The organism is Streptodolium elevatio (genome assembly GCF_053592165.1).
This window is the reverse complement of record NZ_JBSFVE010000037.1, coordinates 20,315-39,973: the sequence shown is the minus strand read 5'-3', so window position 1 is coordinate 39,973 and position 19,659 is coordinate 20,315. Positions and strand designations below refer to the sequence as shown.

Here is a 19,659-nt window from a genome sequence, read left to right as displayed (position 1 = left end):
GGCACCGGCACCATGCCCGCGGTGGGGCGGCGACACTGGGGGCCGGTGTGAGACGTCGTGGCGACGGGACCCTGAGCGGGGTGGCGATCCCGCTCGTGGTGGTGGCGGTGGTCTGCCTATTGGTGACGTCGTGGGCCTGGGTCTTCGACGGCGGTGACGGCAGAGCCTCGTCGACCGCCCCGGTCTCCGCGGAGTCGGCCGTCCCGGCGGGACCGCCCGGCGCGGAGTCGACCGTGTCGGCCGCATCGGCACCGTCCGCCCCGCCGGCCGCGGCGCTGCCGACGAGGAGCGACGCGCCCGCCGACCCGTCCGCCTCCAGCTCCCCCGCCCCGCCCACGGACACCGCACCGCCGTCATCCGCCGCCCCTGCCCCGGGGCCCGGCTCGCCGGCCCAGCCGGCAGGCTCGGCCCCGGCGCCCGGCGGCGCGGGCACTCCGGCGGTGCCGCAGGCAGGCACCCCATCCGCGGCCACACCCCCCGCCGCGTCGTCTCCGGCGAGCACGTCCGCGGGTACGCAGCCGCGCGACATCCTGGTCATCGTCGACCGGTACGCGACCTCCGGCTACATCGACATCGTGAACCCCACCGACCGCCCGCTCGCCTCGTGGAAGCTCACCGTCACCGTCACCGGCTCCGCGTTCCTGGTCTGGCGTACGCACGGCAACGACGGCTTCGTCGCCAACCACACGAGCACCACCGCCACGGCCACCTCCGACCGGCCCCTGCTCGCCCACGAGGAACTGACGGTCTACTTCGAGCTCAAGGACCCCGTCAAAAGCTCCGCGTGCAATCTGAGCGGCGTCCCCTGCCAGTTCTGATCCGGACTGCGACAAGAGTCCGCCGCACCTCGACGAGACCAACAGCCATGATTCGGACGGCCCGCTGGGCATGCTCAGTCCATGGCCCGCCCGTGGCGATCGCGTTGCCGCGGAATCGGGCCCGGGACAAGTGACGTGCACACCCGTCTCGACCGCCTGACACCGTTGGAGGCTCGGCGATGCGCTTTGAGACCCGGATCGATGTGGCCGCGACGCCCGAGGAGGTATGGGCGCAACTCGCCGACGTGGCGGCCTGGCCGGAGTTCATCCCCACGATGAGCACCGTGACGCTTCTGGAGGACGGCCCGATCGGCGTCGGCAGCACCGCGCGGATCAAGCAGCCCGGTATGCCGGCTTTCGTGTGGCGCGTGACCGAGTGGACCCCCGGCACGTCGTTCACCTGGCAGACCGTCAGCCCGGGCGTCACGACGGTCGCGACGCACTCGATCCACCCTGAAGACGGCGATGGTGACGGTACGTCAGTTGTGCTCGGGGTCGTCCAGACGGGTTGGCTGGCGCCGCTGATCGCCTTGACCACCGGCTCACGCACGCGCCGGTACGTCACCACCGAGGCGGCGAGCCTCAAGGAACGCTGCGAAAAGGGCCGCCCGGGCACGGCGTGACCGCCGACCGGCGCGTTCGGGTGCGGCCCGCGTACAGGGGAACTCCGCGCGCGGCCTCGCTTGGCGCCGCCCGGCCGTCGCACACCGCGCACACGCCAGGGCCCGGAGGGTCCACCCAGTCGGAACGCCGAGTGGACTCCTCGGTGACCAGCGTCAGGGCAGTCAAGTGGGCCGCTGATGCCCGGTGTTCGCAGGCGCGGCGGAGACTCAGCCGAACAGCGTCTTCGCCTCGTCGTACAACGACTCCGGCACGGTCTTCAGCTCGCGCGTCGCGTCCTGGAGCGGCACCGTGACGACGTCCGTCCCGCGCAGGGCGACCATCTTGCCCCAGTCGCCGTCGTGCACCGCGTCGATCGCGTGGAAGCCGAACCGCGTGGCGAGCCAGCGGTCGAACGCCGTCGGCGTACCGCCGCGCTGCACGTGGCCGAGCACCGTGGTGCGCGCCTCGTGTCCGGTGCGCCGCTCGATCTCCGCCGCGAGCCAGTCGCCGATGCCGGACAGCTTCACATGCCCGAACGCGTCCAGCGTCTGGTCCTTGGTGACCATCTGGCCCTCCTGCGGGATCGCGCCTTCCGCGACCACGACGATGGGGGCGTAGTTGGTCCGGAAGCGGCTCTCGACCCAGGCGCACACCTGCTCGATGTCGAACTGCTGCTCCGGGATCAGGATGACGTTCGCCCCGCCGGCCATGCCGGAGTGGATCGCGATCCAGCCCGCGTGGCGGCCCATAACCTCCACGATCAGGACGCGGCGGTGCGACTCGGCGGTGGTGTGCAGGCGGTCGATCGCCTCGGTCGCGATGTTGACCGCGGTGTCGAAGCCGAACGTGTAGTCGGTCGCGCCGAGGTCGTTGTCGATCGTCTTGGGTACGCCGACGACCTGCACGCCGTGCTCGTGCAGGCGGGTCGCGACGCCGAGGGTGTCCTCGCCGCCGATCGCCACCAGCGCGTCGACCTCGAGCTTGGCGAGGTTCTCGCGGATGCGCTCCACACCGCCGTCGATCTTCATCGGGTTGGTCCGCGACGACCCGAGGATGGTGCCGCCGCGCGGCAGGATCCCGCGTACCGCCGGGACGTCGAGGGTCTGGGTGTCGGCTTCGAGGGGCCCTCGCCACCCGTCGCGGAACCCGACGAAGTCGTACCCGTACTCCGTGACGCCCTTGCGGACCACGGCCCGGATCACCGCGTTGAGGCCGGGGCAGTCGCCCCCACCGGTCAGGACTCCGACGCGCATCGAGCTTCCCCTTCGCCTGCCGTGGACGGGATCAGTACGTATGGATCTTTGTCCGGTACGCCCACCCGCCACGCTACCGCGTGGCGCGCACCACACCGGGTGTCCGCGCAACCCGTTCGGGCGACCCCGAAAGAGTGGTCGGCAAGCGGCGAACGGCCGGCGACCTCAGCCGGTTCCCGTTGCGCGCAACGGCCTGCGCCTGCGCGCATCGGATATCCCGCAGCGCACCTGCCGCGATTATCTGGCCAGATCACGCCGGTGTCTCGTCCTGCGCCCCGACCGCTGGGACCGTGGCACTTTGCCCGCCCTTCCGATCCGGTACCGCGGGCGCACAGCAGGAACTCCCGTCCGCCGGAAGGACGAAGATGCCACCAGGTACAAGACTGCCCTTGCGGGGGCGAAAGCTCGGGGTCGCGGCAATATCGGGCCTCCTTGTGCTCGGCTCGACCGGGATCGCCGACGCCGCGCCCGCCACGCTCGGCTCCGGCGCTTCGGCGGACCTGCCCCGGGCCGCCGCGGAGACCAACGCGGACAGCGCCCTCACCATCGGGGCGGGGAAGCCGAAGACCAAGAAGGGCAAGGTCTACGCGACGCTGACGTACAAGTTCAGCAACAAGGGGCCGACCGCGACGGCCACCGGCGACCTCAAGACCTCCGCGCTGGAAGGCGTCGCCTTCGACAAGGTCCCGAAGGGCTGCAGCAAGGAATCGAACTCGGCGATCTGCCCCCTCAAGCCGGTGAAGAAGGGCGCCACGAAGAAGTTGGAGTTCACGGTGGTGCTCACCGGCACACACCACAAGGTCGACGCCATCGCCCTCGGTGGCCAGGACCCCGATATCCGGAACAACACGGTCGCTTTCGCATGGGACACCCCGAAGCCGGCGCCCAAGCCGAAGCCCAGCTCGAAGCCGTCGGGTTCGTCCTCCTCGAAGCCGTCCAAGCCCGCCAAGTGCCCCGCCACCAGGATCGAGTGGTCCTCGGACGGCGGACGCACGTGGAAGCGCTCAGGGCTCCTCAACGGGTTCCACCCGAAGCTGAACGTACGGCTGGCGGACAAGGTCGAGGACAGGTGCAAGTACACGGTGTCGTACGCCTCGTACAGCGCCGAGGGCCCGACCTGGAAGACCTCCGGCAAGCAGGGCTACCTCGGCAAGCACACGGTGACCCTCACCGGGAAGAAGCCGACCGCAGTCCTGGACATCTCCAAGTTCCTGCCGCGCTGCTACGGACAGGTCGACCTCTACGGCAGCGGGGAGAAGTTCGACGGCAAACGACTGCCGCACTACCCGGACAAGAAGTACCCGACCCGGATGATCGCCGGATGGAACGGCGGCAAGGCGTGCACGACACCGCCTTCGTCGAGCCCTCCCCCGTCCAGCCAGTCGGCGTCGCCATCGCCATCCAAGTCGCCCTCCAAGTCGCCGTCCCCGTCCGCGAGTACGCCGACACAGCCGTCGACGCGGCCGCCGAGCACCACTCCCGGCACCACGGCTCCGGTGACCACGCCGCCACCCACCTCGACCACCCCGACACCCACGCCCACACCCACCGAGACCCCGACCACGACGCCGCCTCCGCCCGTGGACACGCCGGAACCGCCTGACAACCAGGCCCCGGTGCCGGACACGCCGGAGAACCCGCCGAGCGCGGACGACCAACGGGACGTCACCGAGCCCCCGTACGTCGAGGGCAACCTCCCGCGCACCGGCGCCAGCCGCGTCCCGTACATGATCGCGTTCGCGGTGTTCTCCCTCCTGCTGGGCATCCTGGCGGTCGCCTGGTCGCGCTGGGGACCGCGCGGCGCGTTCTCCTCCCAGCCGCGCCCCGCTCCGGCGGGCGGTCCATGGGGGCACTCGCGACGCGACCCCCGGGGCCACTGAGCGGACACCCGCGCAGAACCGGCCGAAGTGAAACGGCCGAAGTGAACCGCACGGCGCGGCCGCCCCTTTCCCGGGGGCGGCCGCGCCTGCTTCGTATGGACACGCACCGGCGACGAGCCCATATCGTTTCGTCGCATGAGTGTGCTTGCGATCGATGCCGGTACGACCGGAGTCACCGCCCTGCTGGTGGCTCGCGACGGGAGCGTCCTGGCGCGCGGCTACCAGGAGTTCCAGCAGCACTTCCCGGAGCCGGGACGCGTGGAGCACCAGCCGGAGGAGATCTGGCAGGCCGCGCTCCAGGCGTGCCGGGAGGCCCTGGACCGCGCGGAGCACGCCGACGACGCGCCGACCGCGGTCGGCATCACCAACCAGCGCGAGACCGCGGTCCTGTGGAACCGCCGCACGCTCTCGTCACCGCGCCGCGCGATCGTGTGGCAGGACCGCCGCTCCGCGGACATCTGCACGCGCCTGGCCGACGACGGACACGAGCCGCGCATCGCGGAGTTGACCGGCCTCCGCCTCGACCCGTACTTCACCGCGACCAAGCTCGCCTGGCTCGCCGAGCACGACAAAAGCGTGTGGCGCGAGGTCGGTGCCGGACGCGTCGCGCTCGGCACCGTCGACTCCTACCTGGTCGCGCGCCTCACCGCGGGCCGCAGCCACGTCACCGACGCCTCCAACGCCTCGCGCACCCTCCTGTTCGACATCGTGCGCGGCGAGTGGTCGGCGGAGCTGTGCGACCTGTTCGGCGTACCGATGGACGCGCTGCCGCAGGTGGTCGCGTCGTACGGCACGGTCGCCCGCACCGACCCCGACGTGTTCCTCGGCCTCGACCTGCCCGTCGCCGGCATCGCGGGCGACCAGCAGGCGGCGTTGTTCGGCCAGGCGTGCCACGCTCCCGGCGACGTGAAGTGCACGTACGGAACCGGCTCGTTCGTGCTCATCAACACCGGTGCGGAGCCCGTGCGTTCGTCGGCCGGGCTGCTGACGACCGTGGCGTGGGGCGCTCCCGACGGGACGTTCACGTACGCGCTCGAGGGCTCGATCTTCGTCACCGGCGCCGCCGTCCAGTGGCTGCGCGACGGCCTCGGCATCATCGGCGCCGCCGCCGAGACCGAGCCGATCGCACGCACGGTGCCGGACTCCGGCGGCGTCGTGTTCGTCCCGGCCCTCACCGGCCTCGGCGCCCCCGACTGGGACCCCACGGCGCGCGGCACGATCCTCGGCATCACCCGCGGCACCACACGCGCGCACCTGGTGCGCGCGACCCTGGAGGCGATCGCGTACGAGGTGCGGGACGTCGTCGACGTCATGACCTCCGACGCCTCGCTGGGCCTGCCCGCCCTCAAGGTCGACGGCGGGGCCTCCGAGAACAACCTGCTGTGCGCCATGCAGGCGAACCAGCTCGGCGTCTCGGTCGAACGCCCCAAGGTCAGCGAAACCACGGCCCTGGGCGCGGCGTTCCTCGCCGGGCTGGGCACCGGCGTGTGGTCGGGCACCGCGGAAATCGCCGCCACCTGGCAGCTGGACGCCCGCTTCACCCCCGGCCGCCGTGACGACGAGGCCTACGCCCGCTGGCGCAAGGCCGTCGAACGCGCCAAGGGCTGGGCGGACTGAACCGGCCGCGTCAGTCGTCCAGGCCGCGTTCGATGGCGTAGCGGACCAGTTCGACGCGGTTGTGCAGCTGCAGTTTGTTGAGGGTGTTCTGCACGTGGTTCTGCACGGTGCGGTGTGACAGCACGAGCCGTTCGGCGATCTGCTTGTAGGACAGGCCCTTCGCGACCAGCCGGAGCACCTCGGTCTCGCGGTCGGTCAGGCGCGGTGCGGCCGGTTCGCGGGAGCCTGCCGCGGCCGGGCTGGTGGCGATGCGGCGGAACTCGCCCAGCACGAGGCCCGCGAGGCCCGGGGTGAAGACCGCGTCGCCCTTGGCGGTGCGTTCGACGGCCTCCAGCAGTTCGGCGGCGCTGGCGGACTTCACCAGGTAGCCGGTCGCACCGGCCTTGACGGCTTCGAGGACGTCCTCCTGCTCGCCGCTCGCGGACAGCACGAGGATGCGCACGGTCGGGTCGTTCTTGACCAGTTCGCGCGCCACCTCGACACCGCTGAGCTTGGGCAGGTTGAGGTCCAGCACCACGACGTTGGGCGCGGTCGCCCGCGCGCGCCGGATGGCCTCGGGGCCGTCGCCCGCCGTCGCGACGACGTCGTAGCCGGCCGCGGCGAGATCCCGCGCCACGGAGTCACGCCACATCGGGTGGTCGTCGACGACGAGCACACGGATGGGGGCGCTCGCCGGAGCCCTCTCGGTCATCGCTGCCCACCTCGCCTGCCACTCGTCCGACGCACCGGCACGGCGCCGCACGGGACGCCGAGTCAGAACCTACCGGAGGGACCGGACGAGGGTCGGCGCACCGCTGCCCGCCGTACCGCGGGCGTGACGGTGCCGCGAGGGGTCAGCCGCGGCCGTTGAGGGCCGGGGTCTGGCGTGGCAGGCGCAGTTCGACCTCGGTGCCCTGCCCCGGGATCGACGTGAGGAGCGCGGTGCCGCCGACGTCGCGGAGCCGTCCCTCGATGGACTGGGACACTCCCAACCGCCCTGCCGCGCGGGCCTCTTCGAGGCGTCCGGGCTCGATGCCGGGGCCATCGTCGCGCACGCTCACGATGATCTCGTCGGGCTCGTCCTCCAGCAGGATCCACGCGCGGGCGCCCTCGCCCGCGTGCCGCCAGACGTTGTCGAGCGCCGCCGAGGCCGCGGCGACGAGTTCGCGGGCCACGGGCGTGGGGAGCAGCACCGGGGTGCCGGGGGACGCGACGCTGACCCGGGCGCCGGCGAGCCGGCCCAGGAGCGCGCGTACGTCCTGCCGCGCCGGATCCTCGCCGATCCCCGAACCGGGCAGGTCGGCGGCCTCCAGGTCGACAGGTGCGTCCGACACCAACTGCCGGAGCGCGACCTCCTGTTCCCCCGCGAGCTCCCCGAGTTCGGCCGCCTCGCCGCCGATTTCCGCACCGCGGCGCTGCACGAGTGCGAGCACTTGCAGGACGCTGTCGTGGATGTCGCGTGCGAGGCGCTCGCGTTCGCGGGTGGCCGCCTCCAGTTGGAGGGCCCGGGCGAGGGCGCGTTCGCTGGACCGGGCCAACTCGACCACGTAGCCGATCGCGGTGGCGGCCAGCATCATCAGGACGATGTTGTGCAGGTTGCTCTGCGCGATCTCGCCGCGCTCCACGATGTTGGCCGTGCCGGTGACCAGGGCGGCGATGGCGCCGGTGAGCCACCCTCCCTTGATCGCCCAGGCCAGGACCGGGGCCGAGGACCACACCGTGGGGAGCGTGAGGCTGCCCTCGGCGACGCGCGCGGGGTCGTCGAGCCAGCGGGTCGCGAGCACGCTGAGCACCGCGAGGGCGAGGTCGACGCTGAGCACGGGCCAGCCGCGCAGTTCGGGCCTCTCGAAGGCGTACATGGTGAGGAGCGTCCACACCGTGAGCACGCCCATGACCGCCCAGCCGCCGAACGGGTAGCGGTACTCGTCGGCCGCACTCATGTACTGCATGATCGCGTAGCCGAGCGCGAGCAGCCGGAAGACCGCGAGCGCGCGCCACAGCGGTTGTTCGACGGACATCCGTTCCTCCCGGTACGGGCCCCGCGAACTCACGCGCTGCCCCGCGACGATGGTAGAGCCGGGCGGGCCGCCGGGACATGGCCGTCGGAGTGGGGTCGGGCGCGCCGCTCTACGCGGGCTTCTCAGGCTTCTCCGGGCGCTCCGGGCTCTCCGGGTTGTCGGCCGTCTCGGCCGCGGCCGTGTCCGCAGCAGCCTTGTCGGCTTCCGCCTTCTCGGCGGCCTTGGCCGCCTTCTCCGCGGCCGCGACCTGCTTGCGCGCCTCGACGATGGCCTTCTTTGCATCGGCCGCGTAGAGGTCGACGTACTCCTGCCCGGACAGCTCCATCAGCGCGTACATGATCTCGTCGGTGATCGAGCGCAGGATGAAGCGGTCGTCCTCCATGCCCTCGTACCGCGAGAAGTCGAGGGGTTCGCCGATCTTGATGCCCACCCGCATGATCTTGGGGATCACCTTGCCCGGCGGCTGGATCTTCTCGGTGTCGATCATGACGACCGGGACCACCGGCGCCCCCGACTCCAGCGCCATGCGCGCGATGCCGGTCTTGCCGCGGTAGAGCCGCCCGTCCGGGGAGCGCGTGCCCTCGGGGTAGATGCCGAGGAGCTGGTCGTGGCCCAGCACCTTGAGGCCCGCCTGGAGCGCCGCCTCACTCGCGCTGCCGCCCGTGCGGTCCACCGGGAGCTGCCCCGCCCCCCGGAAGAACGCCGCGGTCAGCCGCCCCTTTATGCCGCGCCCGGTGAAGTAGTCCATCTTCGCCAGGAAGGTGACGCGCCGCGTGACCATCGCGGGCAGGAAGAAGGAGTCCGAGAAGGACAGGTGGTTGCTCGCCAGGATCGCCGGCCCGCGCTCCGGAATGTTCTCGCGCCCGACGACCTCGGGGCGGAAGAACAGCCGCAGGAGCGGGGCGATGACGAGCTTCATCAGCCGGTAGAACAACCCTGACCTCCTCGTGAACCGACTCGAACCTTAAGGCATGGCCAGACGCGGGTCGCCTGGGCGGGCGTACGCGGCTGTACGGCGTGTGCGCGCCCATGGGAGCATTCCCTTGGGCTTCCCCTGGTTACCGAGCCCCGAGGAGCCTCCGGTGAGCCCGCGCAGGCCCGCGAGCACGTGATTCGCGAGGAAGTGAGAGGAGCCGCCCGGTGTCGATCCTGCCTGGTGCCGAGCCTTACCACCACGACGGAGGCCCCGTCGGCTTCCTGCTGAGCCACGGCTTCACGGGCACCCCGCAGTCGATGCGCCCCTGGGCCGAGCACCTGGCCGCGGGCGGTCTGACCGTGTCGCTGCCGCTGCTCCCGGGTCACGGTACGCGGTGGCAGGACATGCAGCTCACCACTTGGCAGGACTGGTACGCGGAGCTCGAGCGCGCCTTCGACGTGCTGCGCGGCCGCTGCGAGTTCGTGTTCGTGGGCGGGCTGTCCATGGGCGGCACCCTCGCCCTGCGCCTCGCCGAGCAGCGCGGCGACCAGGTGGCCGGCCTCGTGCTGGTCAACCCTTCGGTGCACGCGGACGACCCGCGGCTCAAGGCCCTGCCGGTCCTGAAGCGCCTCGTACGCTCGCTGCCGGGCATCGGCTCGGACATCCGCAAGGAAGGCGCGTCGGAGCTGGCGTACTCGCGCATGCCGCTCAAGCCGCTGCACTCGCTCGCGCGCCTGTGGCCGCTCGTGCAGAGCGACCTTCCGCAGGTCACGCAGCCCGTGCTGCTGTTCCGCTCGCCGCAGGACCATGTGGTCAATCCGGCGAACTCCGAGACGGTGCTCGCCCGGATATCGTCTACTGACGTGACCGCGGAACTGCTGCCCGACAGCTACCACGTGGCCACGCTGGACAACGATGCCGAGTATCTCTTCACGCAAAGCCTGGAATTCGTCCGCCGTCTCACCGCGTTTGACGGGCAAGACGACGGCAAGGACGACGCGAAGGACTGAGAGTGCCAGGACGTGGCAACGGGCTCGACGCGGAGTCGTACAAGCCCCTCACCGACCTCGACCCCGAGTTCGCCGACGACATGCTCATCGTGCTGCGCGCCGAGGGAGTCGCGGCTTATGTGACCCCGCTCGACGAGGAACCGGACCTGCTGCGCCTGTGGGTGGACGCGGCGGCCACCTCGCGGGCCAGGGCCCTGCTGCGCCGCGAGCGCGAGGCAGCCGAGGAACGGGCCGAGGAAGGCACCGGGGCCGGGTCGGCCGAGGACACCGCGGACGACACCGGCGGCGCGGCTCCCGCGCAGGATGCCAAGGCCCCCGGGGACGGCCCCGCCGACGTGCCCGTGGAAGGTGCCGCCGATGCGGCCGAGGGCACCCGGACCGCGGCTCCCGACGCACCGTCGGGCACGTCCGCCGCCACGTCGGCCGGCACCGCGGCGCCGGACGAGGACGAGCTGTGGGCGCAGATCGTCGCGGGCTTCGACACCGAGGTGGCCGATCCAGTGCCGCGCTGGCCGGTCGCGGAGGACGTCGACAACAGCGGCGGCGCGGCGGGCGGGCGCAAGGGCGGCGTCACGCGTCCCGGCGACGGCTCGTTCCGCGTCGGCGTGGTGACGCCGGGTCCGCGCGACTGGTCGCCGTCCGACGAACGCCCGGAGGACGCCGAACCGGACGAGCTCGACGAGGACCCCGACGAGCACTTCGTGCCGCCGCCGCCTCCGCCGCTGCCGAAGACCGACCTGGCGACGAAGACCGCGTGGACCGCCCTGCTCGGCGGGCCGCTGTTCCTGCTGGCCGTGGTGCTGCTCGGCCGCCCGATCGGCGAGTGGACGACGTTCCTGGCGATCGCGGTGTGCGGCGGCGGCTTCGTCGCGCTGGTGTCGCGCCTGCGGCAGGACCACGACGAGGACGACCCCGACGACGGCGCGGTCGTCTGACCCCGCGCCGTTCGGCGAGGCCCGCTCGGGGGGCTCCCGGTGCTCACCGTGTGAGCGTGTTCTCCGTGGTGCGCCCGGCGAGGAAGTCGTCGACGTTGCGCAGCGTGGTGCCGAGGATCGCGTCGATCGCCTCCTCGGTGAAGAACGCCTGGTGCGACGTCACCAGGACGTTCGGGTACGTCATCAGGCGGGCGAGCACATCGTCGGTGACCCTGCGGTTGGACAGGTCGCGGTAGAAGAAGTGCTCCTCTTCCTCGTACACGTCGAGCGCGACGCCGCCCACCATGCCGCGGCGCAGCGCGGCGACCAGGGCGAACGTGTCGACGAGCCCGCCGCGGCTGGTGTTCACGAGGAGGGCGTCCTCGCGCATGGCGTCGAGTGCGGCCGCGTCGATGAGGTGGTGGGTGTCCGGTGTGAGCGGCACGTGCAGGCTGACCAGGTCGGAGCGGGAGAGCAGGTCCGGGAGCTCGGCGTACTCCATGCCCAGTTCCCGGCACGCGGGGTTCTCCACGAGGTCCCAGCCGACCAGCGGGCAACCGTGCCCGTGGGCGATGCGGGCGAACGCCTCGCCGATCCGGCCGGTGCCGACGACTCCGACCGTGCGCCCGTGCATGTCCCGGCCCAGCAGGCCGTCGAGGCGGAAGTCGAAGTCGCGCGTACGCACGACCGCGCGCGGAAGGTGCCGGTTCACCGCCTGCACAAGGGCCCACGCGAACTCCGCGACCGCGTAGGGCGAGTAGTGCGAAACGCGCATCACGGTGATGCCGTGGCGCGACGCCGCGTCGAGGTCGATGTTGTTGAACCCGGTGGAGCGCTGCGTCAGCAGCCGCGTGCCGCCGGCCGCGAGGCGCCGCAGCACCTCGGCGTCGGCCTTGGCGTTGACGTTGGTCGAGACGATCTCGTGCCCGTTCGCGAGGACGGCGGTGTCCTCGTCGAGGTTGACGTCGAGGCAGCGCAGTTCGTACCGGCCGTCGAATGCCTTGCGCAGAAGCGGGCGCTCGTAGCTTTCGACGCCGTACGCCAGGATCTCCATGCGATGCCTCACCGGTTCCGTGCGGCTGTGCGGGGCAGCTGCGGGCAGCTATGTGACAAATGTGGACAACTACGACACTACGCACCAAGGGCCCGAACCTGCCGAACGCCCGCCGAGACGCGCGCCGTGTCAGCCGATCGGAACGCGCAGCGTGGCGAGCACCGGGCGGTGGTCGGTCGCCGCCTCGTACTCGGCGTCGGTGAAGTCCTCGGGTACACCGCAGCGCACGAACTCCACGCCCTCCGAGGCGAACACGCCGTCGATGCGCCGCCAAGGCCTGCGGTGCGGCGAGGTGAACTCGCGGCCCCAGGGCGCGATCGCGTACCCGTCCTGGAGCTCGGCCGCGAGGTGGTCCCACCCGGGATGGCCCGGGAACTCGTTCATGTCCCCGGCCAGGATGCGGTACTTCTCGCCGAGGTCCGCCAGATGGGTCAGGACCAGGTCGGCCTGCCATCGGCGTTCCTCGGCGTCCAGACTCAGATGCGTGCTGCCCACCGCGAACCGCGCGCCGGCGATCGCCAGCCGGGCGAGCGCGATACCCCGCTGATGGAATCCGGGCGTACGCGGCAGCAGGACGTTCCGCGCCTCCAGCACCTCGATGCCCGGCGCGACCAACACCATCGGCCCGGTGGCCGCCGCTCCGCCCGCTGCGACCGCGAACCCGCACGACCTCGCGAGCCACTCGGCCTGCACGCCGGGCAGCAGAAAGCGCGGCGCCTCCTGGACGAGCGCGATGTCCGCCTCGAAATGCCGGATGATCCGCACCAGCAGCCGCCGGTCGTCCCGCAGCGACCGCACGTTGTACGAGAGCACCCGCAGTTCGACGACGCCGGACGCCCCCGCTCCGGTCCCGTCCACGGCGTCAAGATCGGCAAGCCCCATCAGGCCATGGTGCCCCGGCCCCCGGTGATCCGCGCGCCGAGCCTGCGTAGGCCGAGCCTGCACTGACGAGACCGGCCTCGGCCGAGCGGGCGAAGTGCCACGACCGGACGCGGTGGAACCGCGCCGACCGGCGGCGTCAGAGGCGGGCCAGGTCGGCCGCGCCGACGAGTCCGGCTTCGGGGCCGAGGGTGGCGACCACGACCTCCGCGGCGGGGCGGTGGCCGCGGGTGAGGACGCGGTGGTACGCGCTCAGCGTGGGTTCCAGCAGCAGTTCGCCGGCCTCGGAGACACCGCCGCCCAGCACGAACGCGCCCGGGTCGAGGATCGCCGCGAGATCGGCCATGCCCTGGCCCAGCCACTCGCCGATGTCGCGGAAGGCCGCGAGGGCGATCGGGTCGTCGAGGCGCGCGGCCTGGGTGACGTGCGGGCCGCGGATGCCGTCGGGGGTGCCGTCCCCGAAGGCGAGCAGCTTCTCGGCGGCCCGCGGTTCGCCCGCCGCGCGCTCGCGGGCGAAGCGGGTGAGGGCGTTGCCGCTCGCGTACTGCTCCCAGCAGCCGTAGTTGCCGCAGCCGCACAGCAGGCCGTCGGGGACGACGCGCATGTGGCCGGGCTCGCCGGCGATGCCGTGGCGGCCCCGGACCAGGCGGCCTCCCTGCACGATCGCGCCTCCGATGCCGGTGCCGATCGTCAGGCAGACGACGTCGTCGTGGCCCGCTCCCGCACCGAACCGGACCTCCGCCCAGGCGGCGGCGTTGGCGTCGTTCTCCACCACGACCGGCAGGCCCACGAGGTTCTGGATGCGGTCGCGCAGCGGTTCGTCCACCCACGCGGAGACGTTCGCGGAGAACATGACGGTGGCCCGGTCCGCGGCGATGAACCCGGCGGCGCCGAGGCCGACGGCGTCGACCTCGCGGCCCCGCACGAGGTGGCGTACCGCGTCGCCGATCGCCTCCGCGACCGCCGCGGGATCGGTCGGGGTCGGCACCTTCACGCGGTCCAGGACCACGCCCGCGGCGTCGACGACGCCTGCCAGGATCTTGGTGCCGCCGATGTCGACGCCGATCGTCAGTCCCATGTCGTCTGTCGTCCTCGGTGTTTCGGGGGCGGATGGTGCGGTGCGGCGGGTGCTGCCGGCGGTACGGGCCCGCGCGTGCCGGATGCCGGATGCCGGGTACCGGGTCAGTCGCCTTGGGGCGGCTCTTGGCCCCGGCGGTCGTCCGGGAGGCGGTCGTCGAGCCGCCTGCCGTGGGAACCGTCGGCAGGGTTCTCGTCGAAGTCCGCATCGAGTTCGATGTCGATGTCGACGCGCTGGGCGGGGGCCGCGCGGGACGCCCAGCGGCGCTCCTTGTCGGCCACGAACGACCGATACGCGGCGAGCAGTTCGGCGCCCGCCGCGCCCAGATGCGCGGCGGCCTCGGGGTGTCGGCGAATCAGCGGCTCGACCACCTTCTCGCGGACCTCTTCGCGTACGCCGCCCAGCTGCGCGGCAACCGCCTCGGCGAGCCGCCGGGCCTCCTCGGCGAGGCGGTCCGCGGACTCCGGCCGCGGGCGACCGCCGTCGTAGCCGCCGCCGGGGCCATCGGCCCGGCCGTCGTCCCGGCTGGCGTCGCCGCCGTCATCCTGCCGGTCGTCGGGCCCGTCGCCGGCCCGGCCCGAGCGGGCGCCCGGGACGGGGTCCGCGACACCGGCCCACGGGTCGTCGGATCCGTCCGTGCTCTTCATCGAAGGCTCCACCCGCCGCATTCTCCCGTGTGCCCGGCTGCCGGGGCGAACTCCCAGGCTGTTCCGCGTGCCCTGCCCTGTGCCGCGTCATCCGCCACGCCGTCTGCCGCGTCATCGCCGCATCCACACTGCCGGATCCGGAACGAACCGGACCCGCAGCACACCACCCCGCAGCCCGGCTCCTTCAATAGTGCATCGCCGCAGTGCGGAGGGCAGGGGCAGCATGCGGCGGTGCGCACCGACCGTCACGATGAGTTCGTCGCCGCGCCGCAGCAGGTCCAGTTCTCCGCGCTCCGCGCCGGGCAGCGGGACGACCAGCACGAGGCGGTCACCGTCGGCCTCGATGTCGAACCTGCCGTCGGCCCCCGGCGCGGCCGAGTCGGCGGGCGCATCGGCTCGGCCGGGTGCCGCTTCCGCGGCGTCGCCGGGCCGCCGGTCGGGGAGACGCGGCAAGGTCTCGGCGAACCCGGCGAGCGCGTCGGCACCGATCGGCTCGCCCTCGCCGCCGGCCACCGCGGCAATCTCGGCGCCGGGAAACAACCCGCGCAGCGCCGCGGTCCGGTCGCGGGCCAGGGCTCCGCCTTCGGCAAGGCCGTTGACCACGACGTCGCCGACGGTGCGGCCGTACAGCGCGAGGGCGGACGCGGCCCGGCGGTCGGCCGCCGCCGCGACCGTCCCCGGCCGGGTGACGAAGCGTACGGTCGTCTCCGGCCCGTCCAGCACCGCCCGGATCGCATCCAGTTCCGCGATGACCCGGCGGGCCGTCGCGTACAGCCACTCGTCGGGCATCGGCACCCCGGCGGCGACCGCGAGAATCGGCGCCAGACCGCGGGCGGCCTGGCGCTCGACGGGCAGCAGACGGTCGAGGTAGCGGGACAGGGTCTCGGGGAGCGCGAGGGCGAGCACGGCCTGTTCGGCGGGCGGCAGGTCGACCACGACGAGGTCGAATGCGGCCGATCCGTCGTCACCCACAGGCTCGTCGCCGGCGGCAGGTTCGTCCTCGGGCCCGTCGCCCGCGGCCGATCCGTAAGCCGCGCCGCGCCGCTCCCCGGGCACGCGCACGTACCTGGCCAGCACCCGCAGCGTGAGCGCGTCCACCGCGCCCGGCACCGCGGTGATCTCCTCGGGGTCCAGCGGATCCACCCCGAACAACGCGAGTATGCCGCCCAGTTGCTCCTGGACCGCCAGGAACTCGCGCTCGAACTCCTCGCGCACCGCGACGCGCGCCGCGTACAGCCCCGGCTCGACCTCGACCGGATCGGGCCCGAGCGCCAGGCCGAGCACGATGTCCGCGTCCGCGGTGCCGTCCGCCGCGAGGAAGAGGGTGCGACGCCCGGTGCGTGCCGCGGCCACCGCGGTAGCCGCGGCGACCGTCGTACGCCCGGCTCCGCCCAGGCCGGTCACCAGCAGGACCCGGGTCACCGTGCGCCCCCCGCGGGCCGACCGCCGCCGGACCCGCTCGCGGGCCTGCGAACCGCCAATCTCTCAGCCGCTCTTCGAGACGCTGTCCGGACGCTGCTCGACGCGCTTCTTGAGCCCCGAGAGCGCGCGGTCGATGATGACCTTCTCGGCCTTGCGCTTGATCATGCCGAGCATCGGGATCTTGACGTCGACGCGCAGCTCGTAGGTGACCTCGGTGCCCGACGCCAGCGGCTGGAGCGCGTAGGTCCCGTCGAGCGACTTGAGCATCTGGCTGCTGACGAGCGTCCAGCGCACCTCGCGGTCGCCGTCCCACGTGTAGGCGAGGACGTGCTCGTCCTTGATCGCCGCGGCGTCCAGCACGAACCGCACGCGGGTGCCCCGGCCGATCTGCTCGTCCTTCTCCAGGACCTCGGCCTCCTTGACCTCGCCGGTCCAGTCCGGGTACTCGGAGAAACCGGCGATCACCGCCATGACCTCGGCCGGCGTGGCGTCGATCGTGATGCTCGATCTGGTCCGTTCCGCCATCGTCAGCAGCCCTCCGGGAAGCCTTCACCCCTGCGCGCCGCCCGGGCGGGGACGCTGCGGTTCCGTCGAAGGCTATCGCGCCGGGCGGGGCCTGTGGCGGTGGCCACCGGACAGCGGGCGGCGCGCCCCATTGTCGGGCGGGAACAGTCTCGGGCCCGGACGGTTGCCGTCGCGTCGGCGGCGGGGCTCACCAGCTCAGCACGTACGGCCGTCCGGTCGCCTGGAAGTGCCCGACGTTGACGCACTCGGTCCGCCCGATGCGCATGCGTCGGGCCAGCGGCTGGTGCACGTGCCCGAACAGCGCGTACGCGGGCTGCGTCGCCCGAATGGCCTCCAACACGGCCTCGCTTCCGCGCTCGAAGCGGCGGGCGACCACGTCGTACGTCAGTTCGGGGACGGCAGGCGGGATGTGGCAGCACAGCACGTCGACCTTCCCGAGTGCCGCCACCTTCGCGGCGTACTCCTCGTCGGAGATCTCGTACGGCGTATGCATCGGCGTCTTGAGGCCGCCTCCGACGAACCCGAACGTACGTCCGCCTATCTCGACCGTCGCGCCGTCCAGCACGGTGACCCCGTCCCGCGTGTAGTCCTTCCACAGCGCCGGGATGTCGACGTTGCCGTAGGTCAGGTAGGTGGGGTCGGGGAAAGCCGCGAACAGGGCGGCGTACTGCCGTCGCACGGCCTTCTCGATCGCCTCCTGGGGCGGCTCGGCGAGCGACGCCCACAGGGAGCGCGAGAAGTCGCGGGCCTCGTCGAACCGCCGCGCGGTCCGCAGGGCCACCAGTTGCACGGCATTGTCGAGGCCGAACAACTCGGGGAAGATCCCCTGCGTGAGGTCGTGGTAGTCGATGAACAGGATCAGGTCGCCCAGGCACACGAGCGCGTCGGCGCCGTCACCCGCCCGGGCGAGGGCCTGTGCCTCGCCGTGTACGTCGCTCACCACGTGGACCCGCATTCCCGCAGCGTACCGGCGCCGCCACAGATGGGGCCGAGTCGCATACCCTCGGGGGTAGGACAGGCGAAACGAAACAGCAGCCGGGCCGCCGCGCCCGGGGGTGACGAGAGGCACAGGATTGTCACGACCCCTGTCACTCGGACCTTACTTGCCAGTAACGTCTGCCCGACCACCGGCAACCGCCATCAAGGAGCAGTCCGTGCGCGAGTTCAGCGTCCCGGCCGTGGCCGAAGTGCCCGTCAAAGGCAACCTGACCGACATCATCAGGACGAACGCCGCCGAGGCACCGGACACTGCCGTCCTGTCCCGCAAGACCGGCGGGCGCTGGACCGACGTGACGTCCCGGCAGTTCAAAGCCGAGGTCTACACCGCCGCGAAGGGCCTGATCGCGTCCGGCGTCAACCCCGGCGACCGCGTCGGCCTCATGTCGCGCACCCGCTACGAGTGGTGCCTGATGGACTTCGCCATCTGGTCGGCGGGCGCGGTCACCGTGCCCATCTACGAGACGTCGTCCGCCGAGCAGGTCGAGTGGATCCTGTCCGACTCCGGTGCGACGGCATGCATCGTGGAGACGGCCGCGCACGAGCAGATGATCGGCGAGATCCGCGGCGGCCTGCCCGACCTGGCCCACGTGTGGCGCATGGACGAGGGCGACACCCCCGCGGTCGAGGCCGCACTCGCCGCGGCGGGCGCGGAACTGGACGACTCCGCGGTCGACGAACGCTGCGCGGGCCTGACCGGCGACTCGACCGCGACCCTCATCTACACCTCCGGCACGACCGGCCGCCCCAAGGGCTGCGTGCTCACGCACCGCAACTTCTTCGGCGCCTCGACCAACCTGATCGAGCAGCTCCACGAGCTGTTCGAGGTCGAGGACCCGTCCTGCCTGCTCTTCCTGCCGCTCGCCCACGTGCTCGGGCGCGAGCTGCACGTGATCTGCATGCAGGCGCGCGTACGCACCGGGCACTGCCCGGACATCCGTCAGCTCACCACCGAGCTCGCCGAGTTCAAGCCGACCTTCGTGCTGGCCGTGCCGCGCGTGTTCGAAAAGGTCTACAACACCGCCACCGCCAAGGCCGAGGCGGACGGCAAGGGCAAGATCTTCCGCAAGGCCGTCGACACCGCGATCGCCTACAGCGAGGCACTCGACGCCAAGGGCCCCGGCTTCGGACTGCGCGTCAAGCACGCCATGTTCGACAAGCTGGTGTACGCCAAGCTCCGTGCCGCCCTCGGCGGCCGCTGCAAGTTCTCCGTCTCCGGCGGCGCCCCGCTCGGCACCCGGCTCGGCCACTTCTACCGCGGCATCGGCCTGACCATCCTGGAGGGCTACGGCCTCACCGAGTCGACCGCGGCCACCACGCTGAACCCGCCGAACGCGGTCCGGGTCGGCACCGTCGGCCGCCCGATCCCCGACTCGGCGGTGCGCATCGCCGAGGACGGCGAGATCCTCCTCAAGGGCGTCAACATCTTCCAGGGCTACTGGCACAACGACGCCGCCACCGAGGACGCCTTCGAGGACGGCTGGTTCCGCACCGGCGACCTGGGTGAACTGAGCGACGAGGGCTACCTGTCGGTCACCGGCCGCAAGAAGGAGATCCTGGTGACCGCGGGCGGCAAGAACGTCGCCCCGGCCGTCATAGAGGACCGGATCCGGGCGCACCCGCTGATCAGCGAGTGCATGGTGGTCGGCGACGCCCGGCCGTTCGTGGCCGCGCTCGTGACGATCGACCCGGAGACCTTCCCGCGCTGGAAGGAGACGCACGGCAAGCCGGCCGACGCGACCGTGGCCGAGCTGGTCGACGACGCCGACCTGATCGCCGCGGTGCAGGAGGCGATCGACGACGGCAACAAGGCCGTCTCGCGCGCCGAGGGCGTCAAGAAGTTCCGCATCCTCACCATCAACTTCACCGAGGAGAGCGGCCACCTGACCCCGTCGATGAAGCTCAAGCGCGGCATGGTGATGAAGGACTTCGCCGCCGACGTGGAGAACATCTACGCCCCCGCGCAGGCCAAGGCCGCCACCACCTGACCCCGCCGAACGGACGCCGAACGGAAGCCGACGCCCGCGGGAGGCGCGGCGGGCGCCCGCTG

18 protein-coding genes are annotated in these 19,659 nt (G+C 72.2%); 7 read left to right on the top strand and 11 right to left on the bottom strand.

The annotated features are described in order from the left end of the window. Positions 1-80 precede the first annotated feature (80 nt). Positions 81-818: a hypothetical protein gene (locus tag ACWD12_RS38430; protein ID WP_450103517.1), complete on the top strand. Its 738-nt coding sequence runs from the start codon at positions 81-83 to the stop codon at positions 816-818. Positions 819-997: 179 nt separating this feature from the next. After that, entirely contained in the window at positions 998-1,441 is a 444-nt protein-coding gene (locus ACWD12_RS38425) for an SRPBCC family protein (protein WP_450103516.1), read from the top strand. Positions 1,442-1,648: 207 nt separating this feature from the next. Here ACWD12_RS38425 and ACWD12_RS38420 read toward each other — a convergent pair whose 3' ends face one another. Continuing rightward, the gene (locus tag ACWD12_RS38420) at positions 1,649-2,674 is read right to left on the bottom strand and encodes a 6-phosphofructokinase (RefSeq protein ID WP_358350737.1); all 1,026 of its coding nucleotides are present in this window, start codon (positions 2,672-2,674) and stop codon (positions 1,649-1,651) included. Between the two features lie 389 nt (positions 2,675-3,063). Here ACWD12_RS38420 and ACWD12_RS38415 point away from each other — a divergent pair, with 389 nt between their 5' ends. Together ACWD12_RS38415 and glpK are read left to right on the top strand one after the other, a co-directional pair. Further along, positions 3,064-4,554 (top strand): hypothetical protein, encoded by a 1,491-nt coding sequence (locus ACWD12_RS38415; RefSeq protein WP_450103515.1) that lies wholly within the window; start codon positions 3,064-3,066, stop codon positions 4,552-4,554. Positions 4,555-4,689: 135 nt separating this feature from the next. Then, complete coding sequence (gene glpK / locus ACWD12_RS38410) at positions 4,690-6,171, top strand: glycerol kinase GlpK (protein WP_450103514.1); 1,482 nt, start codon at positions 4,690-4,692, stop codon at positions 6,169-6,171. 10 nt (positions 6,172-6,181) lie between these two features. Here glpK and ACWD12_RS38405 read toward each other — a convergent pair whose 3' ends face one another. From ACWD12_RS38405 to ACWD12_RS38395, 3 genes are all read right to left on the bottom strand, one after another. Beyond that, positions 6,182-6,862 carry a response regulator gene (locus tag ACWD12_RS38405; protein WP_450103513.1) on the bottom strand — a complete coding sequence of 227 codons (681 nt, stop codon included), beginning with the start codon at positions 6,860-6,862 and terminating at the stop codon, positions 6,182-6,184. Positions 6,863-7,004: 142 nt separating this feature from the next. Further along, positions 7,005-8,168 carry a MacS family sensor histidine kinase gene (gene macS / locus ACWD12_RS38400; protein WP_450103512.1) on the bottom strand — a complete coding sequence of 388 codons (1,164 nt, stop codon included), beginning with the start codon at positions 8,166-8,168 and terminating at the stop codon, positions 7,005-7,007. A gap of 109 nt (positions 8,169-8,277) precedes the next feature. Continuing rightward, positions 8,278-9,102, bottom strand: coding sequence for a lysophospholipid acyltransferase family protein (locus ACWD12_RS38395; RefSeq protein WP_450103511.1), 825 nt, complete (start codon positions 9,100-9,102; stop codon positions 8,278-8,280). Positions 9,103-9,308: 206 nt separating this feature from the next. On the opposite strand from ACWD12_RS38395, the gene ACWD12_RS38390 reads away from it, so the two are divergent. Together ACWD12_RS38390 and ACWD12_RS38385 are read left to right on the top strand one after the other, a co-directional pair. After that, positions 9,309-10,094, top strand: coding sequence for an alpha/beta hydrolase (locus ACWD12_RS38390; protein ID WP_358350752.1), 786 nt, complete (start codon positions 9,309-9,311; stop codon positions 10,092-10,094). A 2-nt stretch (positions 10,095-10,096) separates the two neighbouring features. Further along, positions 10,097-11,029, top strand: a complete 933-nt coding sequence (locus tag ACWD12_RS38385; protein ID WP_450103510.1) for a hypothetical protein — start codon at positions 10,097-10,099, stop codon at positions 11,027-11,029. 43 nt (positions 11,030-11,072) lie between these two features. Here ACWD12_RS38385 and ACWD12_RS38380 read toward each other — a convergent pair whose 3' ends face one another. The 7 genes from ACWD12_RS38380 to ACWD12_RS38350 form a co-directional block, all read right to left on the bottom strand. Next, on the bottom strand, positions 11,073-12,062 hold the full coding sequence (locus ACWD12_RS38380) for a 2-hydroxyacid dehydrogenase (protein WP_450103509.1): 990 nt from the start codon (positions 12,060-12,062) through the stop codon (positions 11,073-11,075). Positions 12,063-12,191: 129 nt separating this feature from the next. After that, positions 12,192-12,944 (bottom strand): endonuclease/exonuclease/phosphatase family protein, encoded by a 753-nt coding sequence (locus ACWD12_RS38375; RefSeq protein WP_450103508.1) that lies wholly within the window; start codon positions 12,942-12,944, stop codon positions 12,192-12,194. 136 nt (positions 12,945-13,080) lie between these two features. Continuing rightward, the gene (locus tag ACWD12_RS38370; protein ID WP_450103507.1) at positions 13,081-14,019 is read right to left on the bottom strand and encodes an ROK family glucokinase; all 939 of its coding nucleotides are present in this window, start codon (positions 14,017-14,019) and stop codon (positions 13,081-13,083) included. A gap of 104 nt (positions 14,020-14,123) precedes the next feature. Beyond that, positions 14,124-14,666: a DUF5304 family protein gene (locus ACWD12_RS38365; protein ID WP_450103506.1), complete on the bottom strand. Its 543-nt coding sequence runs from the start codon at positions 14,664-14,666 to the stop codon at positions 14,124-14,126. A gap of 111 nt (positions 14,667-14,777) precedes the next feature. Further along, complete coding sequence (locus tag ACWD12_RS38360; protein WP_450103505.1) at positions 14,778-16,088, bottom strand: ArsA family ATPase; 1,311 nt, start codon at positions 16,086-16,088, stop codon at positions 14,778-14,780. Between the two features lie 63 nt (positions 16,089-16,151). After that, positions 16,152-16,613 (bottom strand): SRPBCC family protein, encoded by a 462-nt coding sequence (locus ACWD12_RS38355; protein ID WP_358350769.1) that lies wholly within the window; start codon positions 16,611-16,613, stop codon positions 16,152-16,154. A gap of 187 nt (positions 16,614-16,800) precedes the next feature. Beyond that, positions 16,801-17,568, bottom strand: coding sequence for a metallophosphoesterase family protein (locus ACWD12_RS38350; RefSeq protein ID WP_358350772.1), 768 nt, complete (start codon positions 17,566-17,568; stop codon positions 16,801-16,803). 199 nt (positions 17,569-17,767) lie between these two features. Between ACWD12_RS38350 and ACWD12_RS38345 the strand changes: the two genes are divergently transcribed. Next, positions 17,768-19,597 (top strand): AMP-dependent synthetase/ligase, encoded by a 1,830-nt coding sequence (locus ACWD12_RS38345; RefSeq protein WP_450103504.1) that lies wholly within the window; start codon positions 17,768-17,770, stop codon positions 19,595-19,597. Positions 19,598-19,659: the final 62 nt, after the last annotated feature.